The 20,416-nt window shown below is 40.1% G+C and carries 16 protein-coding genes and 1 tRNA gene; 8 read left to right on the top strand and 9 right to left on the bottom strand.

All coding sequences use genetic code 11. The annotated features are described in order from the left end of the window. Window positions 1–96: 96 nt before the first annotated feature. Window positions 97–1,344 (bottom strand): RNA-guided endonuclease InsQ/TnpB family protein, encoded by a 1,248-nt coding sequence (locus Mia14_RS01710; RefSeq protein ID WP_088819835.1) that lies wholly within the window; start codon window positions 1,342–1,344, stop codon window positions 97–99. Window positions 1,345–1,552: 208 nt separating this feature from the next. On the opposite strand from Mia14_RS01710, the gene Mia14_RS01705 reads away from it, so the two are divergent. From Mia14_RS01705 to Mia14_RS01695, 3 genes are all read left to right on the top strand, one after another. After that, on the top strand, window positions 1,553–2,179 hold the full coding sequence (locus Mia14_RS01705; RefSeq protein ID WP_088819834.1) for a TIGR00296 family protein: 627 nt from the start codon (window positions 1,553–1,555) through the stop codon (window positions 2,177–2,179). A 70-nt stretch (window positions 2,180–2,249) separates the two neighbouring features. Further along, the gene (locus Mia14_RS01700) at window positions 2,250–2,786 is read left to right on the top strand and encodes a cytidine/deoxycytidylate deaminase family protein (protein WP_088819833.1); all 537 of its coding nucleotides are present in this window, start codon (window positions 2,250–2,252) and stop codon (window positions 2,784–2,786) included. A gap of 22 nt (window positions 2,787–2,808) precedes the next feature. Further along, window positions 2,809–3,249, top strand: coding sequence for an HIT family protein (locus tag Mia14_RS01695; RefSeq protein ID WP_088819832.1), 441 nt, complete (start codon window positions 2,809–2,811; stop codon window positions 3,247–3,249). A gap of 32 nt (window positions 3,250–3,281) precedes the next feature. Here the strand turns inward: Mia14_RS01695 and Mia14_RS01690 are convergent, their stop codons facing one another. The 5 genes from Mia14_RS01690 to Mia14_RS01670 all read right to left on the bottom strand — a co-directional run bounded on the left by Mia14_RS01690 (window position 3,282) and on the right by Mia14_RS01670 (window position 10,905). Next, window positions 3,282–4,649, bottom strand: coding sequence for an ABC transporter permease (locus tag Mia14_RS01690; RefSeq protein WP_088819831.1), 1,368 nt, complete (start codon window positions 4,647–4,649; stop codon window positions 3,282–3,284). A 13-nt stretch (window positions 4,650–4,662) separates the two neighbouring features. Beyond that, window positions 4,663–6,411: a COG1361 S-layer family protein gene (locus Mia14_RS01685; RefSeq protein WP_088819830.1), complete on the bottom strand. Its 1,749-nt coding sequence runs from the start codon at window positions 6,409–6,411 to the stop codon at window positions 4,663–4,665. A gap of 11 nt (window positions 6,412–6,422) precedes the next feature. Further along, a complete protein-coding gene (locus tag Mia14_RS01680; RefSeq protein WP_088819829.1) occupies window positions 6,423–7,145 on the bottom strand; it encodes an ABC transporter ATP-binding protein in 723 nt (240 codons plus the stop codon). A 170-nt stretch (window positions 7,146–7,315) separates the two neighbouring features. Then, window positions 7,316–8,806 (bottom strand): hypothetical protein, encoded by a 1,491-nt coding sequence (locus tag Mia14_RS01675; protein WP_088819828.1) that lies wholly within the window; start codon window positions 8,804–8,806, stop codon window positions 7,316–7,318. A gap of 146 nt (window positions 8,807–8,952) precedes the next feature. Beyond that, entirely contained in the window at window positions 8,953–10,905 is a 1,953-nt protein-coding gene (locus Mia14_RS01670; RefSeq protein WP_088819827.1) for a M13 family metallopeptidase, read from the bottom strand. A gap of 272 nt (window positions 10,906–11,177) precedes the next feature. Between Mia14_RS01670 and Mia14_RS01665 the strand changes: the two genes are divergently transcribed. From Mia14_RS01665 to Mia14_RS01645, 5 genes are all read left to right on the top strand, one after another. Then, complete coding sequence (locus tag Mia14_RS01665; protein ID WP_157891427.1) at window positions 11,178–11,735, top strand: AAA family ATPase; 558 nt, start codon at window positions 11,178–11,180, stop codon at window positions 11,733–11,735. An 8-nt stretch (window positions 11,736–11,743) separates the two neighbouring features. Beyond that, window positions 11,744–12,322: a dTMP kinase gene (gene tmk / locus Mia14_RS01660; protein WP_157891426.1), complete on the top strand. Its 579-nt coding sequence runs from the start codon at window positions 11,744–11,746 to the stop codon at window positions 12,320–12,322. 29 nt (window positions 12,323–12,351) lie between these two features. Beyond that, window positions 12,352–12,426 (top strand) — tRNA-Glu (locus Mia14_RS01655). 152 nt (window positions 12,427–12,578) lie between these two features. Beyond that, window positions 12,579–12,902 (top strand): DUF4870 domain-containing protein, encoded by a 324-nt coding sequence (locus Mia14_RS01650; RefSeq protein WP_088819824.1) that lies wholly within the window; start codon window positions 12,579–12,581, stop codon window positions 12,900–12,902. Between the two features lie 116 nt (window positions 12,903–13,018). After that, a complete protein-coding gene (locus Mia14_RS01645) occupies window positions 13,019–13,231 on the top strand; it encodes a hypothetical protein (protein WP_088819823.1) in 213 nt (70 codons plus the stop codon). 50 nt (window positions 13,232–13,281) lie between these two features. On the opposite strand, the gene Mia14_RS01640 is transcribed toward Mia14_RS01645, so the two are convergent. From Mia14_RS01640 to Mia14_RS01630, 3 genes are all read right to left on the bottom strand, one after another. Further along, window positions 13,282–14,205 carry a hypothetical protein gene (locus Mia14_RS01640; RefSeq protein ID WP_088819822.1) on the bottom strand — a complete coding sequence of 308 codons (924 nt, stop codon included), beginning with the start codon at window positions 14,203–14,205 and terminating at the stop codon, window positions 13,282–13,284. A gap of 25 nt (window positions 14,206–14,230) precedes the next feature. Then, window positions 14,231–18,964, bottom strand: a complete 4,734-nt coding sequence (locus Mia14_RS01635) for an InlB B-repeat-containing protein (RefSeq protein ID WP_088819821.1) — start codon at window positions 18,962–18,964, stop codon at window positions 14,231–14,233. A gap of 157 nt (window positions 18,965–19,121) precedes the next feature. Next, window positions 19,122–20,372, bottom strand: coding sequence for a hydroxymethylglutaryl-CoA reductase (locus Mia14_RS01630; protein WP_088819820.1), 1,251 nt, complete (start codon window positions 20,370–20,372; stop codon window positions 19,122–19,124). Window positions 20,373–20,416 lie beyond the last annotated feature (44 nt).

Raw genomic sequence — 20,416 nt, 5'->3', positions numbered from 1 at the left:
ACGAACTGGTCGATTATAATTATGAGTAAATATATTTAAGTTATATCTGGGATGTGACATCCTCCCACCCGCAAGCAGTGTGGGCTTCCTCTGCATTCATGCAATCACTGCATCCCGCAAAGGATGTGTTTTATCGGTTCTCAGTTCAGCGAGAACTGCCTCCCTTTGAGGCCTTACACTCTCTCCCTGAGCGTGACTTTCCCTCTGTCCGAGGGTAGTTGCTCTGTTCAATATGTTTATTGATGCATTTATATCTCTGTCAATTTCCAGTCCGCAGACGTTGCAGCGGTATGACCTGTCTCCTAAAGTCAACCTTTCACTGCCTTCCTTTATATGGTGGCAGTTACTGCATTCCTGCGTCGTGTCCCTTGAATCTACTTTTATTACTTTCATACCAGCACTTTCAGCCTTGTATGAAAGCATTTGGATGAACCTGTTCCATGAAGCGTTTTGTATCGAACCTGCCAATCTATGATTCTTTACCATGTTTTGAATGTGCAAATCCTCTACTGCGAATGAAGTATATCCTGAATCGACAAGCCTGTCTGAAAGTTTGTGCAAGTAGTCGTCCGACTGGTTTGTGGAGTATTCGTATGTTTTTTGGAGATGTGTTTTTGCCTTCTCCCTTCTCTTTGAACCTTTGTTTCTCCGTGCGACTATTCTCTGCCAATGCGCAATCCTCTTTCTTTCCTGTTGCATGAATTTCGGCTTTTCTATTTTTGTTCCATCTGACATTGCAACGAATGAATTCAATCCCATGTCTATTCCGATTGGATTTGTGTCCTCCACTTGTGGGGTTTTGATTTCGTTTATTGTGGTAAGAACAGCATAATAATTTCTTCCCTCCCTCTTTATTGCAAGCGTCTTGATTGTGCCTTCAATCTTCCTATGCAATTCTATCCTCATTGTTCCTATCCTTGAGACTCTCAGCCTGCCCCTCTTTATTGAGAAAGAGCCATTGTACTGAGGATATGTTATTGACTTGTACCTGTTCCTTGACTTGAATCTCGGGAATCCTGCCTTTCTGTTTTCTTCCTTGATTCTCCTGAAGAAGTTCTGGTATGCCTTGAGAAGCCTATATTCAATCTCGCATCTCGTCTGCGAGTATAGTTTCAGGTATTTCTTGTCATCTTGGATTATTTCTTTGACGAACCTGTTGAACTGTGCCATTGAGGCTTTTGCCTTTCCATTCTTATAGGATTCAATGGACTTCTCCAGAATCTTGTTGTAGAACTGCTGTGCAAGGATTAGCCTTTCATCTATCTCATTCTGCCTTTTAGTATCTGGATAGATCCTGAATTTATAGGCTCTTGTGGAATCCATGTTGTTTGTATAACCATTCATATTTATACACCTTTACTTTATTCAGCAGTTCGCTTTCATCCCACCGCTAAAGCGTGTGGGATTTCCCGCTCACTTTGTTAAATTTGATGCTATTTTGATTGCCCGGGTAAATTCCACGAGTTTTTGATTTTCTGATAGGTATATATATCTTGAAAACCCATAATTTGATTGGTCTTATTACGCCCATTATGGCAATAAAGTTGATAAAATGAATTACCTTAATTTTGATGATGGGGTCAAACTGGTATGGGCAGCTAGGGAATCGATCACCGAGTATCTAAACAGATCAGATTTCGATAGAAATGAAATAGAATCAAAACTAAAAGGCAGTGGATTTGATAAAAGATATGGAATATTTGTAACCCTGTACAATTACAAAAACTCCAATTTAAGGGGGTGCGTAGGTTTTCCAAGGGCTGTTGGAAAACTTAGGGATAGTGTAATAGATGCTGCACTGTCAGCTGCATTTGAAGATTATAGATTCGGCTCTTTAGGGAAAGGCGAATTGGGCAATGTTGTATTGGAAGTCAGTGTGCTATCACCTATGGAGAGGATTGAAGGGAATCCTGATTACCTAATGGAAAATGTCAATATAGGCGAAGACGGCCTTTTGATCGAATACCAAGGATACAGCGGCCTGCTCCTTCCTATAGTTGCGGTTGAAGAGAAGTTTGACAGCAAGACTTTCCTTGAGGAGGTATGCATGAAGGCAGGGCTTAAAGGAAATGAATGGAAGGATGGTTCCGCTAAATTATATAAATTCCAGACACAGATTTTCAAGGAGAAATCTCCTGCGGGGGAGGTATATGAGGTAGACCTTTCAAATTTAGATTGAAGCTTTTTGGATTTAAGGGCTAGAATTTAAAAAGGTTTATAAATATTTAAATTTATAGAATTTTGATTCCATGAGACATTTAAGCGAGGAGGAAGCAGCAGCTATCAAAGCTTACAGAGATAGGGCAGAGGAACTTCTTAAAAACAGCGATTGCTTTGAATCGAATTATGGCGCAGTCATATTCAAAGATGGGAAGGTGCTTGGCGAAGGGTACAATTATGTCCCTGAGATCAAAGGTTACACCTGTGACAAATGCCCTAGGAGAAAGCAGGATCTCCATAATGGGATAGGGCTTGAGCTCTGTTATTCCGTGCATGCAGAGGAATCTGCTATAAACAACATGCTATTTGACAAAAAGCTAAGTGTAGAGGATTCTGAGGGTGCGTCGATGGTAGTTGTAAGGTCAAAGGATGGAAAGGTGTTCAAATTTGAGGAACTCAAACCATACTGCACCAGATGTGCCGAAAAAATTTATACACAGTCCAAAATAAAAGAGATAATATATGAGGATAAAAAGGGATTTATAGCGTTCGGCAATGAAGAGCTGTTTGACATATCCGTAAAGAACCTTCATAGCAGTTGGAAAGAAAAATTTGGTATACGCTGATTTTAGATATTGGAGTGGTAAATTGATAAGCAACTGGGAAAAGGATGGCTGCGTGTTCTGCAAAATAGTGTCAAAGGAATTGACGGCGGATATGGTGTATGAAGACGATGATGTAATCGCATTTCTTGATAAAAATCCTGTATTCCCCGGGCATACATTAGTCATACCAAAAGAACATTACAAGACACTGCTTGATATACCGGATCCTATAATCGCAAAGCTTTTTTCTGATGTTAAATTCATATCAAGAGCGGTAATTAAAGCCACTAAGTCGGAGGGCATAGTGATATTGAACAACACAATAGTCAGCCAGAGCATCCCTCATGCGCATGTGCATTTGATACCTAGGAATTACAAGGATGGATTTTATAAATATTTGCCTAGGAGGAGGTACCATTACAAGGAAGGGGAGCAGCCGATTGAGATCACTATAAAGGAGGAGATTGAAAGATTAAAAAGTTAGACAGCTACTCCTATTTTATTGCTTCTTCTTAATCAGTTTGACCTAAGTGCTTCTGCGGGGACGAGCCTTGACGCCTTCCATGCGGGGAATATCCCGGCAAGCACTCCTATTGTTATAGTAAGAAGTATTACCTCAAGTATAAGCTGCAACGATATAACAGGCGTTATATTGATGCTTGAGCTTGATATTGTGCTTGATCCAGAACCTGAAAATCCACTCCCTCCGGAAAATCCACTGCGGCCCGAAAATCCTGCACCTTTGCTTGAACCGAATGATGAACTTCCCCCAAATGATGATGAAGCTGCTGGTGGACCTGCAGAGGAGCTGCCCACGGATAGATGGCTCATCACAGCGCTTGCTCCATAGCTTCCTGCAGTGCCTAATGCAACTCCAAAAACTCCTCCTATAAGGCCAATTATCAAGGACTCGTAAAGGAATACAAGCATTATCTTGTTGCTTGTAAATCCAAGCGCCTTCATTATCCCTATTTCTGTAGTCCTCTCGGTAACAGATGAATACATCGTCGTGACTATGCTTACGAACGCGACAAGCAGTGATATTGATGCAACAGCGAGAAGTATAAGCGAAATGCTGCTTTCTATCGATTCTATTTCAGAAAGTATGCTTGAGACGGTTATTACTTTGATATTATTGCCGTATTCCGCAGTCAATTCAGAGCTTACCAAGCTTACGGAAGATGCATTAGTTGCAGATATTAGTATGCCGCTGTATTTTCCGGTGTCATTCGTAAGGAGAATTCCTCCGGACAAAGGTATGAATATTGAGCTGTCAGGGCTTAAGAACAATGCCTGCCCAAAATGAGCATATATACCATGCACAAGGAATGAATAGCTCTTTGGACTTGCAGACGCTCCTCCAAACCCTGCGAATCCGGAATTGCCGTTTACTGTTATAACCTGGTTTAATGAAATATTCCTTGCTCCTGTTATGTTTGGGTGGGCAATGTCATAGCCAACAACAGCTGCCGTATAAAATCCATTGGAAGGTATGGACCCGTTCTGAAGCTTTAGGTTGGGTATTATTTCCGGAACAGCGGATATGTTGACCGCATATATGCTTACGGAAGTATTTTGAGTACCTTGCGTCAATGTTCCGCTGGCCGTATAGTATGGAAGCGCAACCTTGACGCCCTCCATTCCGCTTATCGTGTGTACCACATTATTGTTTAAGGTAAAATTGGGCAGGGGCGTGGCATAGATTGTCGTAACCCCTGTGCTACCCAATTCGGATGTTATATAAGCCCCAAATCCTCCGACAAGGCCTAAAAGGGCTACTATTGCAGCGGGACCCAGCATTATGCCGAATACGGTAAGGGTAGTCCTGACCTTTTTCTGCCTCATATAGTTTATTACTATACCCAGTATATCCTGCTGCTTCATCTAACCACCTATTTCATATTACTGATCCTGTCCTGTGCTTCTTGGATTTTGATTTCTTGCTTCTGTAGGCAAATGCCAATATTATTACTATTATTACTGCAGCTATCACATAGTATCCTGTGTAATTATTGGTCTTTACTTTGTACTTTGCAAATGCGGATGCGTTGTATGCGACAGGCTTAGGGACTGCAAATGTCTCCGGGGTGGATACCATATTCTGGCTGAATGAATTCTGGTACTTTTCATAAACCTCAATTGTAAGATTTTGGTAATTGGGCTCTGCTGCGTCAGTGCTGTTTGCTGCTGACTTGTTCGCTGTTGTTCTGTTTGCAAAAGCCCCGGTTTTATTTGCGAATCCTCCTTTTCCTGCAAACCCTGCTGCAAAGCTATTGGAATTTGTCGTGTTAGGTATTACAGTAACACTGAATGGCATTGGGGAATTCAGCTGTATCTCTCCTACATATGAGGAATTGCTTCCTATAACCTTGCCATTGCTCTTTAAGTATGCATATACCGTGACATAGTAAGCATTTCCCGATCCTTCATCAACCAAGCTTCCTGATACCGTTGCTATTGGCACATTGCCAACTTCCGATATGGCTGATACAGAAGGTGTTTCAGTAACCAAGCTTGTCAATCCTACTGCGGTGAACCCAATCGGATAGCTTATCTGCTCCTGCTGCCCCAGCTGATTCTCATATGATATGTCCAAAGTTCCTGCATAACCTCCTTCGCTTACAGATGGACCAACCGCTATTGTTGGTGAGTAGGTCACATTAGACCCTGCAGGAATGCTTGTGAAATATGAAGTGCTGTTGCCCGTTATTGATATTCCTGATACTTCTGTAGACAAAGTGGCAACGACCGATTTAACTGCTGAACCTCCTATGTTTTCTATTTTAAATGCAAGGGCTGTTGATTTTCCTAAGTATGCCGAACTGTCGGTTTCATTTATTACCAAGTTTGACGGGGCTTCGACCGGTATGCTCAGTGTATAATTCTGCATTCCCTGCTGCCCGTAATAGTTTAGGTATTTTGAGGTTATTTCGATATTTGCAATCGATCCGGCTGCACTCTCTGGGACATAGACGCTGAGATTTTCCTGAACTGTCTGGTTTACCCCAAGATAACCAATCTTGGCAGGAGAACTTAAAACTTTGATTGAAGGGATGCTTGAATTTTGTCCATTAATTGGCTGCTCTGATGAAAAATATGGCTGTAGTGAAGTAACGCTGCCTGAGCCTGTGTCATTTATATTTATTGTTAAATTGTTTATTTCTCCTGGAATCAAATGTGGGGCATCTGATGTGTACTTTATGCTTGGAACTCCGCCGTATATGAAAGGCACCAGCATTGTGTATTCCTCAGAAACCGTGTTGTTAGGCTCTATCTCAAGATCGAGGTAGTATGTGCCTTCCCTTGCATAAGATGGTATATCTATGTAATAGGTAATTGAAAATGTCTGGTCTGGCTTTACATCCGGCAACTCCTCTGTTATGCTGCCTTGGCCATTTATGGGCTTAAAACCGGAATTGAAATTGTATAGTTCAAGTGAGGTATTGGAAAGCAGCTTGTCTTGGTTACTCTCAATTACCAGAGTCAAAGGGACACTGTTCTGCCCTGGAACCGGATTTATTACTGTCCCATTGGAGCCAAAATACGCGTTTATCAGCGTAAATGAATCAGAACCCTGTGCGGATGCAACTCCCAATAACGCAGTGGCAAAAATCATAACCGACAAGTATACTATAAATTTTGACATTTTTATCCCTCTTATATCTCTTTAAGCTTAAGTTTGCTGTCTATGCCTTCTATCTTTCCATCCTTTATCCGTATTATCCTTTCCGCCCTATTGGCAACTTCAGGATTGTGCGTAACTATGACCAGGGTATTTCCGAAATTCTTATGTATGTCTTCAAGAATCCCCATAACCACTTCCGTGTCCTCCGTATTGAGGTTGCCTGTTGGCTCATCTCCCAATATTATCTTTGGCTTGGTAATTATTGCCCTTGCTATTGCAACCCTTTGCTGCTGCCCTCCAGACATCATCAATGGGAGGTTATGGGCGCGGTTGTCGATTCCAAGCATCTTCAGGAGCTCCATTGCCCTTACATCTCTCTCTTTTCTATCAACATCTTGCAGCATTAAAGGAAGCTCTACATTCTCCAGTGCAGTCATCGTATTTATCAGATTGAATGACTGGAATATAAAACCTATCTCGCGGTTCCTCAAAGTTGCTAATTCTGAATTTGACAACTCGTTTATATTGTTGCCGTTTATTATTACATCCCCGCTTGTTGGCCTGTCCATGGCACTTAGCATATTTAGAAGAGTAGTCTTTCCAGATCCAGAAGGCCCTATTATTGATACGAATTCACCTAGTTTTACATCAAAGCTTATAGAATCCAAAGCTGCGAACTCGGAATTTCCGTAGCTGTACATCTTGACTAGATTTTTGACCTCTATTACACTTTTGACTTGCTTGGTAAAATTCATCACCTAATTATAAATAATAAGCTTCAGTAGTTTATTATTAAACTAATAAGTATTTAAATGTTGTTATATGATAACACAGGCATTCACATTTTATAGAATCGGCTTCAATTGTTTGTTATTTGCAATATGCTATGCATTGTTATTTGCCCAAGACTCTGGTAGCGTTATAATTAGGTTGTTACGCACTCGAAGCCGCTTGGAAGATATATATCTACCATATCCTCCTTGAACAAAAGGGATGCTCCTTTGTCCTTTACGTAAGTCTCATTAACTCCCTGGTATTCTATCAATACTACAGGATACTTTAGGATTGTATTGTTGTAATAGAATGGGGAATACGCCTTAATACCATAATACCTTAAGTAAATCCATGAGTTTGAAACCACATTGCAGTTGGATAGATTGTATAACTGTAGTTCTGCAACAGTATCTTTCAACGTGCTATTATTGGTGGCGCTGATCATCCAGTTGGAACTTGGTTGCCTCACAGAATAAGATAGGTAAGCCACATTAAGCAGGCTTACCGAGAATATTATCATTATTACCAGTGTTGGTATTAATCTTATATTTTTATTTTTAGGCAACTTCCTTAGGTATCCATTTAAAGCCGTAATAATCATCAATGCGATTGCGATATAAACAAAATAGCTCAGCCTGATTTGATCAAACTCCATCATCCTTGGCACTACAATCAGGTACTGGATAACAGACAATAAAAAGAGTGATGCCAATATCTGAGCCGTGCCTCCCTTATTCATTATAATTGACTTTAGGTCTGCAATATTCGAACGAAGATAATGCATAATATTCTTATCGTTGTCTTTGCGGGACATCCTTGATCTACGGTAAAATAGATAACCCGCCAGAATCAATAGCACTATTATTGGAAATACAAGATTTCCTAGGACCTCTCCAATAGCGCCTAAAATCGGCAGGCCTCCCGGAGTGCTATTTGAATAAACGCTGAATGACGCCAGATAGCTGTAAAACGGGTTTCCTAATGCAATTAGGTTGAATAGAAGCCATGGAAGGGACACGATAAACAGCAAGGCAATGGATTCGGCTCTTTTCCTGTTGCTGCCCAACAAAAGCAATAAGGGGAAGAAGATTATTGAAATGTACTTTGCAAGACCTGCCAATGCCATAAATGCACCTGCGTAGATGCTTCCTTTTTTTATTAATGCCAATGAGATTAGGAGCATTGCTATTGAAAGTGCGCCTGAGCTGTTCAGTAGAAAAGAGAACTTCAATATATAAGGTGTTATTATAACCGAAGCGGATATAAGAGGATTAACCTTGAAGTATTTTGAAAATAAATAGATAGAGATGAACAATAGTGTTGCAAGAATAGTTATGTAAATTGGTATTATTTCCTTTGCGCCTGAAAGCATTATCAAGCCCATTATAACAGAGTCAAGAGGTGCACGGTCGGTCTCGAAGTATATGTGGCTGTTTATTACTATTGTGCTTTGCCCTAGAGGTTTGATGTAGTTTAGGAAATTGCTGCTTATCATAGATTTCGCATTCAAGTAATGTGCTACAAAATCCCATGACACTCCCCGCAAATTGTATATGCTGAACAGCGCCACCAATGAAAATACATACAGGACAATTAATAATACAAGGAAAAGGTGTTTGTTATCTTTTAGGTTAAGGTTCAAAATCAACACGGGGGCTTGGGATTTAAGGCTGTTTTATCATTTTGCTGATTAAGTTTATCTGCATATCATTAAATTTTATACTTTCATACTTTATAGTCTCTTCTATGTTTTGCATTACCAATAACATTTAGGCAGAATTCGATTGGTTACCACAAGTTTACGTATTTGAATTTATATTTTGGCTTCTTTAGCTTTGACTTCTGCTTGAATGTTCCAGGGAATTCTGGATGCGTTACTGGAGGCACCGTTCCCCTGAATTTGTCTGGTGAATGAGGATCGACCTTAGAAAGCATCTTCAGTGCGCCTTCGCTTGTATTTCCCTTCCAAAGCTGCGACCACGATATGAAGAATAATTGCTCTCTGTTAAATCCTCCTGCCTTGTAGGGCATTGCTTCTTTCATCCTGCTCTTCAATGCGTCATATGCTATGCTTATGCCACCCAAGTCCGCAATATTCTCTCCCAATGTGAGCCTTCCATCCAGCTTTACATTTGGCATTATCTCAAGTGAATCGTATAATTCCACTATCTTGCCTGCACGCTCGCCGAAATTCTTCCTGTCCGCTTTGGTCCACCACTCGTTGATATTGCCAAACTTGTCGTACTTGCTTCCTTGGTCATCAAATCCATGTGTCAGCTCGTGCCCTATCACTCCTCCTATAGCTCCGTAGTTTATCGCAAAATCTTTCTTGTAATCAAAGAAAGGAGGCTGGAATATCCCTGCTGGAAGGACTATCTCATTCTTTGATTGGTCGTAATATGCATTTACCTCGTATGCATTCATCAGCCATTCGTTCTTGTCAACCTCTTTTCCTATCCTACTCATATCACGGTTAAACTCGAGCATGTATGCATTCATTTTATTCCCAAACAGGTCTTTTGGGGAAGTCTTTAATTTTGAATAATCCCTGAACTTTATTGGGTATCCTATCTTAGCATTTATTGAATCGAGCTTGTCAATCGCCTTGCTTTTTGTTTGGTTACTCATCCAATCCACTTTCTGTATCCTTGCCCTGAATGATTGTTTGATGTCCTTGAATAGCCTCTCCGCCTCCTTCCTGCTCCGGTCTGTAAAATTATCCTTAACATATACTTCCCCCAGAGCCTCACCAATTAAGGATTCTATAAGAGAGAGTGCCCTTTTCCATTTAGGGCTCCTTTTTTTCTGGCCCAGCAGCTCTTTATTGAAGAACCTAAAACTTTCATCTTTTACCTTTTTATGAAGCAATGGAGCAGATGCATGTAGTACATTCCATTGAAGGTATGCTTTTATGTCATCTAAGCTGCTTTCCTTTACCATTTTGTCAAATGCGGTAAAGAACTCGGGCTGCCCTAATACAAAGTATGGAATTTTATTTACCCCGAGGGATTTGAACATCTTTATTATATTGAAATTTGCATATTTTGATGAAACCTCTTTTACTGATGCTTTGTTGTAATTTTTAATCGCATCTCTCGTGTCCGCGGAACTCCTGCTGGCTTTTGCAAGGGAAGTTTCCAATTTCAGTACGGCCTTGGCGGATAGTTCCGGAGATTTGTATGCTTTTCCATAGATCCTGAACATTTCTTCTATATGTTCCTTGTATTTCTCAAGTATTGCTGAGAAATTTTTGCTTAAGTAATAATCCCTTTCAGGCAGGGTGATTCCTCCCTGCCACAGGTACAATGCGTAGACGCTGCTGTTCCGGTCATCCGGAGAAGAATTAATATCGAAGAAAGGCATTGCCCCAAACGGTATTATAGATGCCACGATTTCGGGCAGCTGTGATTTGCTGCTCATGGATGCTATCTTGTCCATGATGCTGCTTATTGGTTTGAATTTTAATCCCTCCACTGTTTTATCATCAATATACGAAAGATAGAAATCGCGTATTATCTTTGCGTTCTTGTACCTTGCCTTTCCATACGCACATGATTCAGTTATCTCCTTCAGTATAAGTTGGTTTCTGTCGTGAAGTTCGTAGAATGAGTCGATGCGTATTTTGTCCTTTGGCAACGGATGGCTTTTTATCCATGATCCTGCCGAGTACTTATAGAAATCTTCAAATGGGTCAACCGAAAGATCCATATCCTTTATTGAGAATCCGATATTTTTGGGCATTTTATCGATATGAATAAAGATAATAAATTATTTAAGGATTGATATAGATTTCTTTGAACTTCCCTATAAAATCAAGTGGGGAACAGGAGATTTGGACTCCTATTACTAGCTCCCAAAGCTAGCAGTCTACCAGGTTAGCGTAGTTCCCCTTAGCAACTGGATAACCAATTAGTTATTGCTGAAAAAGCTTATATAGTTTATTAGCAATTCTTCGATTAAATTATTGTTTGGCTAAAAATTTTTAAATGTTAATTTACAAGTCTGATGATTGTATGATAATAGGATTTACTGGGATGCCAGGAAGCGGCAAAAGCGATGCCTCACTATATCTAAAGGAACACCACAATTTTTCTATAGTAAACATGGGGGAAGTTGTAAGGAGGACTATGAATGAAAAAGGAATAAAGATAACTAACGAAAGCTTAAGGGCTTTTTCTGGGCAGCTTAGGGATGAGATGGGAAGGGATGCGACAGCAAAATTGACTGCTGACTTTTTGCTCAAGCTGCATGGCAATATATGCATAGATGGCATAAGAGGACCTGAGGAGGTTGCATACTTCAAAAAGGTCCTTGATGGCAAAAGATTTTACCTTATTGCCATAACAGCACCTGATGATATAAGGTATAAGAGATTGGCAGAGAGGGGAAGGTACGATGATCCCCATACATTAAAAGGATTGAAGGAGAGGGATGAAAAGGAAAAGGGATTTGGTGTTGAAGCGGCTATGAAAATGGCTGATATAGTTATATCAAATACACAGAGTCCCACATTTTTCCATGAAGATCTGGATAAAATGATAGTAAAGCTAAAAAGCGACTGGCTAATATAGGGGGTTTTGTGTTTATTGTTATAGAAGGTGTAGATGGAGCGGGCAAGACAACCCAAGTTAATATCTTGAAAGGAAAAGTTGTTGGTGGAAAATCAGTCAGGACAACAAAAGAGCCTACAGATGGAAAGATTGGAAAGCTCATAAGAGAATTGCTTTCAGGTAAGAATTTGGACAACTTAAAGATGCAGCTTCTGTTTGCAGCGGATAGAGAAGAGCATTTAAATAGCCTTATAAAAGACAGCATTGACTCTAATGAGATACTGGTTTCCGACAGGTACATCTTTTCTTCCTTGTCCTATGGGATAGCTTCGGGATTAGATGCGCAATGGCTTATTGGAGTGAATTCTCAGTTTCCTGTGCCCGATATGACTATAATAATAGATCTTGAACCAGATGTAAGCTTAAGCAGGATAAGTGCAAGAGATTCGAAGGAGGCTTTCGAAAACATTAAATTTTTGACAGAAGTTAGGAAGGCTTATAAATTTTTGGCTGGAAAATATAGTAACTGCTTTATAATAGATGGAAGCAAATCCATAGATGAGGTACAGCAGACTATAATTGAACTTATAAATACTAATTTGAAATAACTGAATAAACAAGGAATTTTAAATTTTGTGCTCCTATCGTCTAGCCCGGTCAAGGACATAGGCCCTTCGAGCCTAGAACCCGGGTCCAAATCCCGGCGGGAGCATTTTTATAGCTTGCATATTCAAAGCGTTTGAAATCAACTTAATGGAATTATGCTTCGACTTTGTTATCTGAATTTTTATAAATCGTATTACCTATTTATTGACCTATATAGGTCGTATTTAAAAATCTTTACATTGGAATATAATTGATAACATGTCTGCAAAATCTAAAAAGAGTGTTTCTGGAGATAGTACTGACAATTTAACCTTTTTGATAACTTATCTGCTTGAATGGCTGACTGGTGTAATAGTATATTTCACAGTAGGACAGAAAGATAAAAGAGCAAGATTTCATGCAATACAAGCTATAGTGCTTGGCATAGTGTCTATAGTATTAAGCTTTATATTGGATTTTGTATTCCTTCCTTTGTCCGGAATTGTAGTTTTGTTAATATGGTTATACGGAATGTATATAGGTTATGAAGCTTACAAAGGCGTGGATATAAAGGTTCCAATACTATCAGATTACTTAAAGTAACTTTTATTTCTTTTTTATTTAAAGCTTAAGCGTATTTTTCTATTTCCTATATAATTGAAGTTTATAACCACAATACTAATAAATATTATTTATGCAGTATTGTTAATGATGGTGGAATGAAAAATTTCTTCAAGGAGGTAAAAAAAGAGAAGAAAATTGAAGAGGAGACTGGAATAAAGTTTATGAAAGACAAGGAATATGCATTGAAATTCAACAAATTTTTTAGGTCTTCACTTGAGGCATTAGAAAAAGACCCTGAACTTGAAAAAGAGCTTGAAAAAAATACTCCTAACAAGTTTTCTAAAAAAACAGCTAAACTTAGAAAATGAATATTAATAATCCGTATAAAGACAATTTAAAATTGGGTTATTAGGTTATTTTATATATTTATTGATAGGTTACCTGATTTGTAATTGGCCATAGAGCTCTTTAACTGCTCGCCTATTATATATAGTAAATCGGGATTATAGCCCCTCCTTAATTTCATGTATGGCTTCACTACTTCCTTAAGGTAAAGATCAGACCTTTTACCTTTCAGTTTTATGTTTTTTATTCCCTTATTTAATAGCATTTCATTGACTTCTTTCTTTAGGACTTTCAATGAAAGGACATTTTTATAGTAGCCTGGTTCAAAATGGTACTTGTTAACATCTGTTGTAGTCACATATCTGAACTCGCTAAATGCATGCTTTACCCCTTGAGTGCTGCGTGCAAACTTCCTAAGTTTTTTGTCTTTGTATATTTTGCTTTGATCAAAATTGACAACTTCATATGAAGTTTTCTCCAATCCTATACCTGTCAAATGGTACAGGTTAAGTCCCTTTGATGACTTTAGCCTGCTTCCTCCAAATTGTATTCCGCTGTACACTTCTTGGAATCCAATGGCTTTGGCGTAACTGTCAAATCCTACAAATGCACTTGAATCAGTATATCCAGGTTCATTATCAGCAAACTTCGTATAATCCTGATCGGGATGGACATGCACTCTTATTATGGATGTATAGCCTTTCTTCTTTAATCTTTTTAACTGCCTCAATTCTTTATTGCCATTTTTTACTTCGACACTGTCTCTCAGCCTTTTGAGCCCTTTCATAGGGAGGTATCGGTAAAATTGTGGAGCTCCAGCGCTTGCATCGTACTTCCCAAGAAGGTAACCTGAAGTTTCATACTTCCTGTCAAAATCGTAGATCATTTGGGATAAAGCATATCCTGATATCTTGGGTGATGACTTAGTTGAAACCTGGGGCAGATAGAATTTAATCCCATCAAACTGAATGTATTTGTCGCTTGTTACTGAAGGCATATTAAAACCTCTATATATTTCATGTTTAGCTTCCTAGAACATTAGGCCCTCCCGTAACAGCTAGCACCGCAACCCCACGAGTTACATTGTATGGATAGGTTGTTCCATCGTACCAGCCACTTATTGTGCCATCATCCGCATAGGCATAATGGACCCCTTCATATCCAGGTATAGATGAATTTTCGCCCCCTACGCAGTATATGACACTATTACTGTTAATACCATCGTAGTATGAAGCACAGCTCTCTCCATATGCTCCTCTTGGATAGCTTGCCTGCCTTGTCCATGTTCCTACATACCCATTACTTATAGGTGCAGACCATACCTGGTTGTAGGTACATGATGCAGATATGCCATCAACCGTGCAACCATTTTCTACGTAACCTCCTACGCAGTATATATAACCAGCGCTTGCAGTACAGCTCAACTGAGCCACTGAGTATGGATAGTCGTTTTGTGCAGTTAAGCTACCTATTGTACCATCAGAGTTTACCTTTGCTGAATAAACAGCATTAGTTTCGCTACTTTCACCAGATGTTGCCCCCCCTACTATGTATATGTATCCATCATAGGATACAGCTGCTTCATATATGATATAATCCTTTATTGGATAATTGCCAACTGTAGACCAGCTGCTTGACTCTCCGGGGAACAGTTCAGCTTCATCTACATGATTATAAACACAGTCTTGTGCAACTCCTAAGAAACTGCATCCATCTAATTTTTCTCCTCCTATGTAATACATGTAGTCTCCAGATATTACTGCGGATGCCTCGGTAGTCGCATGATTGAGCGTATCATTTCCTGGAGGTGACTGCACATACCATGTATTATCTTGTATTCCTGAAGGCGTTAATGATGCGGATTCCACTTGGTAATACTCTCCAACTGTCGCATTGTTTCCACCTGCACACCACACACTAGGGAATGAGTAGGTATTATTTGGACTTTCTACAGCACATCCTTGATTTGATACAGACGACTCGCTATTGACACCTTTGTTGTTAGGTCCATTAGGACCGAATATGCTTTCAGTTTCATACCATTCACCCATCTGTCCATTGCTGTAATTTATAGGTGCATAGTAAACATGGTTAGTGTGATAGCCAGCAGATGTATCAAACCCTGCTATATAATAAAGGTCTACGGATTCAAAGTATGCAGTAACATACAATGGGGAATCGCCTATGAATGCGACGGATGGGTTTACATTGCTTGGGCATCTATCATTTCCGTTATAACTACAACTAAATCCTGTAAAGGACCATTCTGCATCTGATGTTACATTTGCAGAAAGTTTTATTATTGTGGTTGTATTTGGATAGTAATAGGCCCATTTACCTGCTGTTGGATTGGAAGATCCACCGTTGCTTGGGTCTATTGATATATAAAGACCAACCTTGAAGTTCGCCTGCTCTGTAAATGGTTCTGTCGGAACTGTCATTGTAAAGGATGAAGAAGTACTATTCTCGTAACCTTCCCAATTTTCAAATTGGTAACCGGTATTTGCAGATGTTGATACAGTTATTGATGATCCTGGGAAGTACCATCCTGTTCCTGGTGAAATTGATGACGGTGCACTTGATGGATAGGAGAGCTCTGTAAGGTATACATCGTAGTTCGCCTGTTCGGTAAATGGTTCTGTCGGAACTGTCATTGTAAAGGATGAAGAAGCGCTTCCTTCATTGCCTGTCCAATCCTTAAACTTATAACCCGTATTGTTCGTCTCTGACAATGTAATTGAAGTTCCAGGGAAGTACCAGCCATCTCCCGGTTTTAAGGAAGAAGCCCCACTTGATGGATAAGAGAGCTCAGTTAGGTATACATCGTAGTTGGCCTGCTCCGTGAACGGTACTGTCGGAACTGTCATTGTAAAGGATGAAGAAGTGCTATTCTCGTAACCTTCCCAGTTGACAAATCTGTAGCCCGTGTTGTTTTTCTCGGACAATGTTATTGATGAGTTTGGTAGGTACCAGCCGCTGCCAGGTGATAATGAATAAGCCGCATTTGATGGATAAGAAAGCTCAGTTAGGTATACATCGTAGTTCGCCTGTTCGGTAAATGGTTCTGTAGGAACTGTCATGCCAAAGGATGAAGAATTACTACCTTCATATCCTGTCCAGTCTATAAATCTATAGCCTGTGTTGTTCGTCTCTGACAATGTAATTGAAGTTCCAGGGAAGTACCAGCCGCTGCCAGATGAAAGTGTCTTTGCACCTCCTGAAGGGTATGATGGTTCAGATAGGTATACATCGTAGTTCGCCTGCTCCGTGAAATCAGTATTCGGAACTGTCATTGTAAAGGATGAAGAAGTACTCTTCTCATATCCTGTCCAGTTGACAAACTTGTAGCCTGTGTTGTTCTTCTCGGACAACGTGATTGATGAGTTTGGTAGGTACCAGCCGCTGCCAGGTAATAATGATGAGGCTGCATTTGATGGATAAGAAAGCTCTGTAAGGTATACATCGTATTCTGCAGTTTCGTTAAATTGTGAATTTGGTGCGGTCATTGTAAAGTTTGAAGAATTGCCGCTATCATATCCTACCCATTTCGCAAATTTGTATCCTGTTGTATTGGTCTCTGTGAAATACAGGGAAGCCCCGGGTGTTTCCCAGAAAATAGAAGATGAATTAGTTGATCCTCCTGGAGACACTGTTGCCTTTCCATCCCCGTGTTCATATACGGATAGTTTTAGGGCAACTGCGTATTCTGCAGTTTCCGTGAATGGGGTGCTTGGCACAGTTATTGACATTGGATTACGGGTTGAGCTGAACTGGCCCGTCCAGTTCATGAACTTATAGCCTGTGTTGTTGGTCTCTGATAAGTTAATTGTAGATCCCGGAATGTACCAGTTAGTTCCAGGTAAAAGTGTCTTTGCAGCTGCTGAAGGTGATGAGAGCTCTGTAAGGTATACATCGTAGTTGGCCTGCTCCGTGAAGTCTGTATTTGGAACTGTCATTGTAAATGATGAGGATGCATTGTTCTCATATCCTGTCCATCCTGCAAACCTGTAGCCGGTGTTGTTAACTTCAGATAAAGTAATTGTTGAATTCGGGAAGTACCAGCCGCTGCCAGGTGAAAGAGATGCATCTGCACTTGAAGGCGATGCAAGTTCATTTAAATATACATCGTATTCAGCTGTTTCATTTATTGGATTGTCAAACGTTATCGTGGGCGATGTGCTATTTCCTGTGTAGTTTCCTGTACCTAAACCTACATATTTATAAAACCTGAAAGTTGAGTTTGCTGGAGATTCTCCCAATGTTATCTTTGAACCATAGGGTTCTGGATAGCTGGTGAATGTTGATGAACTTGTTGAAGCTCCTGAAGGTGATGAGGCGGTTATTGTCCCATCGCCTCCTGGGATTACTCTCAATGAAAGCATAGGGTCAAAATTTGCTGTCTCATTTACTGGATTAGACATTATAATTGTTGGGGATTGGCTGTTTCCAGAATAACATGTGCTTCCTATTGATGTGGATGCAGCACATGTCCAGTTTGCGAAAACCCATTCTTTTGGATTGGAGGATTTCGCGGAAAGCTGCAATGATGAATCCTTCTTGTAATACCCGTTCGAGGATAATGGGGACGATGATACAACACCTGAAGAATATGATGGATTGACATTTTCATTTAGCTTGTAGTAAGTTGTGTAATTGAATGAAACTGTCGTTGAATTGCAGTATATTGGTATTGATCCTGTCGAATTGTAGTACTTTACGCCGTTTGATTCCGCATATGTGAAGTTCTCGTATGCCTCGTTTGATACCAGTGTAACCTGTGATGGCGTTGAGTAGTTAAGTTCGGAATTGCATATTGTGGTCCCAGTTGCATTCTTTGTGAATGTGGTGCTGTTGATTGGAGTTGTTATGGTAACCTTACCATAAGGGACATTGAATATCAAGTGGTACTGGGTTACAGGTGAAAAGTTTATGTATACGTAATGGCTTGTGTAATTTCCAAAAGTCGCATTCACTTTTATGTTGCCAATAGTTGTTCCATATACAAATGAGTGTGCGATTCCCTGCGACGAGGTAGATGCATAAGTAGGGAACAATGTTTCCTCATCTGGAACCTCTGTGAAATTCACAGTTGATCCTGCAAGAGGATATCCGAGGAATATGACATTTGCGGTCAGTTCGTCAGGATAATTATCAGCAGGCCATCTTCCGTTGTGACCACTTGATGCATTAAGTGAAATTGTCAATGAAGGCTTTACCACCAATGCGACATGGGTATTGAACTTCCCTGCATAAATCTGCTTCGGCGCATTTGCGCACGAGGAAGAATTGGATGAACCGCAGTCTTCAGAGTTTAAATAAAGATTACCATATGTATATGTATTTGTTGGCAAGTACGTTGACATATTTGCGACACATATTATGGATCCTCCAGGAAGCACATAACTAGGGTAGCATGAATGGGTAACATTTACCTTATTATATTCAACAGTTATAGAAGGATCTTTTATCGCATAATCTTTGCTGTTCGTTATAAGCAATGATATTGTTGACGTGTGGGATATTGAATTTGACCCGAGCTCCATGTCCTCGCAGTTTGCTCCTGTAACAAATGAGCAGCTGTTAGGCACTACGTTAGATGGGACTGCAACGAAAAAGTATAGAAGTGAGATTACTACTGCAATTATCAATATAGCCCAGCCGTAAGTTACTAAATATTCCAAAGCCGATTGGGCATTCTTTTTATGAGAATGCTTTGTTTTGGAACTTTTTGTCTTTATAGACCTTTTGTTACCCAATTTAGCACCTTTTCATTATTATATTGCTTTTACAATATTTAATGTTTTGCTTTTTGGCTGGCTGCCGCTTGCTGTAAATATTTTCTTATTTTGACTGCTTGAATTTAAGATTGAACATATATTTTGTGATTAACGTTCATTTTACTTTATTTAGGTTTTATTTTCTATTCAGCTCTCCATGGCTCTTTGACAATTCATGCGACGACTCTATAATAAGGAGATTAAGTTCTCCGGCAAGGGCAACGGATGCTACAATTTCAGCAAAAGCAAGCCTGCTGGAACCTGTCAAGTCACCTTCTCCATATAAGCCAAGTAGTTTAAGGGCTTCTTTCTGTGCATCCAGCCTTGTACCTCCTCCGTAAGTACCAACTTCCAAAGATGGCAGCAATATTGATATGTATAGGTCGCCGTTGGACTCTTCGGCTTCAACAATTGACTGTGACCCCTCCACTATCTGGGCTATATCCTGGCCATATGCCGCATACATCCCTGCAAGTATGTTTGCAACTTGGGCGTTGAATCCGCTTGACCCTGCCATGGCTGATCCTTCCAAGCTTTTAAGCCTGTTCAGCCTTTCAACATCGCGGGCACTTGACCTTGCCTTCTCAAGCAGCTCCTTTTTTATTACGGCTTCTGCAGTCACCGATACTCCCCTTCCTTCTATAAAATCTATTGCTGAGGGCTTCTTGTCCGTGCACATGTTCCCCGATTCGCTTAAAATTTTTGCTTTTATTCCCTTTCCTTCAAACATCGAAAGCAGCTGCTCTGATGAATATTCTGCCGCTATCGTTACCATGTTCATCCCCATGGCAGCTCCTGTAAAAGCCTTGAACCTTATGTGTAGTATTTTTCCAATCTGGTAGCATTTTACTGACAGCAGATCCCCATGGGCAGTCTTCTCCTTGAATTTTGATTTTAAGAAATCAATTCCCTCTCTGCTGTTCACAAATTGGTATATCTCAAAGGCATCATTTACACTTTCCGTTGATACCATAACATCCCTTGCCATCCCGTCCGAAAGCACTCTCGTTGAAACACCCCCAGATTTGCTTATTGTGCTTATGCCTCTTGACAATCCCGCTACAAGCTTGCCTTCGGTAGTGGCTATCAGTATTGGATATTCCCCAGATGCGTATAATCCTGATACCTTAATCGCACCCGCATACCCCAATGGCAAGGTTATTGCACCTACGCTGTTTTCTATGTTTGAATTTATAGCCTTGGAGAAGTCCACATTTGGATTCTTTATATGATCCAAGCTTGCATGAAATTTACTCTCTAGATAAGATGCCCTTATCAAGGTTGCCTCGTTTGAGTCAACACCAAGATCCGCTTCTATGTTGTATAGCTTTACATCTCCATTGTCAAGCTTTTTGAATAGCTCTTGGTATTTATATGAATCCCGCATGGTTAGAATTCCCTGCCACTTTTAAAAAGTTTAACATGAGAATA

The sequence above is a fragment of the Candidatus Mancarchaeum acidiphilum genome, from assembly GCF_002214165.1.
Lineage (GTDB): Archaea > Micrarchaeota > Micrarchaeia > Micrarchaeales > Micrarchaeaceae > Mancarchaeum > Mancarchaeum acidiphilum.
Note: the sequence above shows the minus strand (reverse complement) of the source record. Positions and strands in the feature narration are given on the sequence as shown.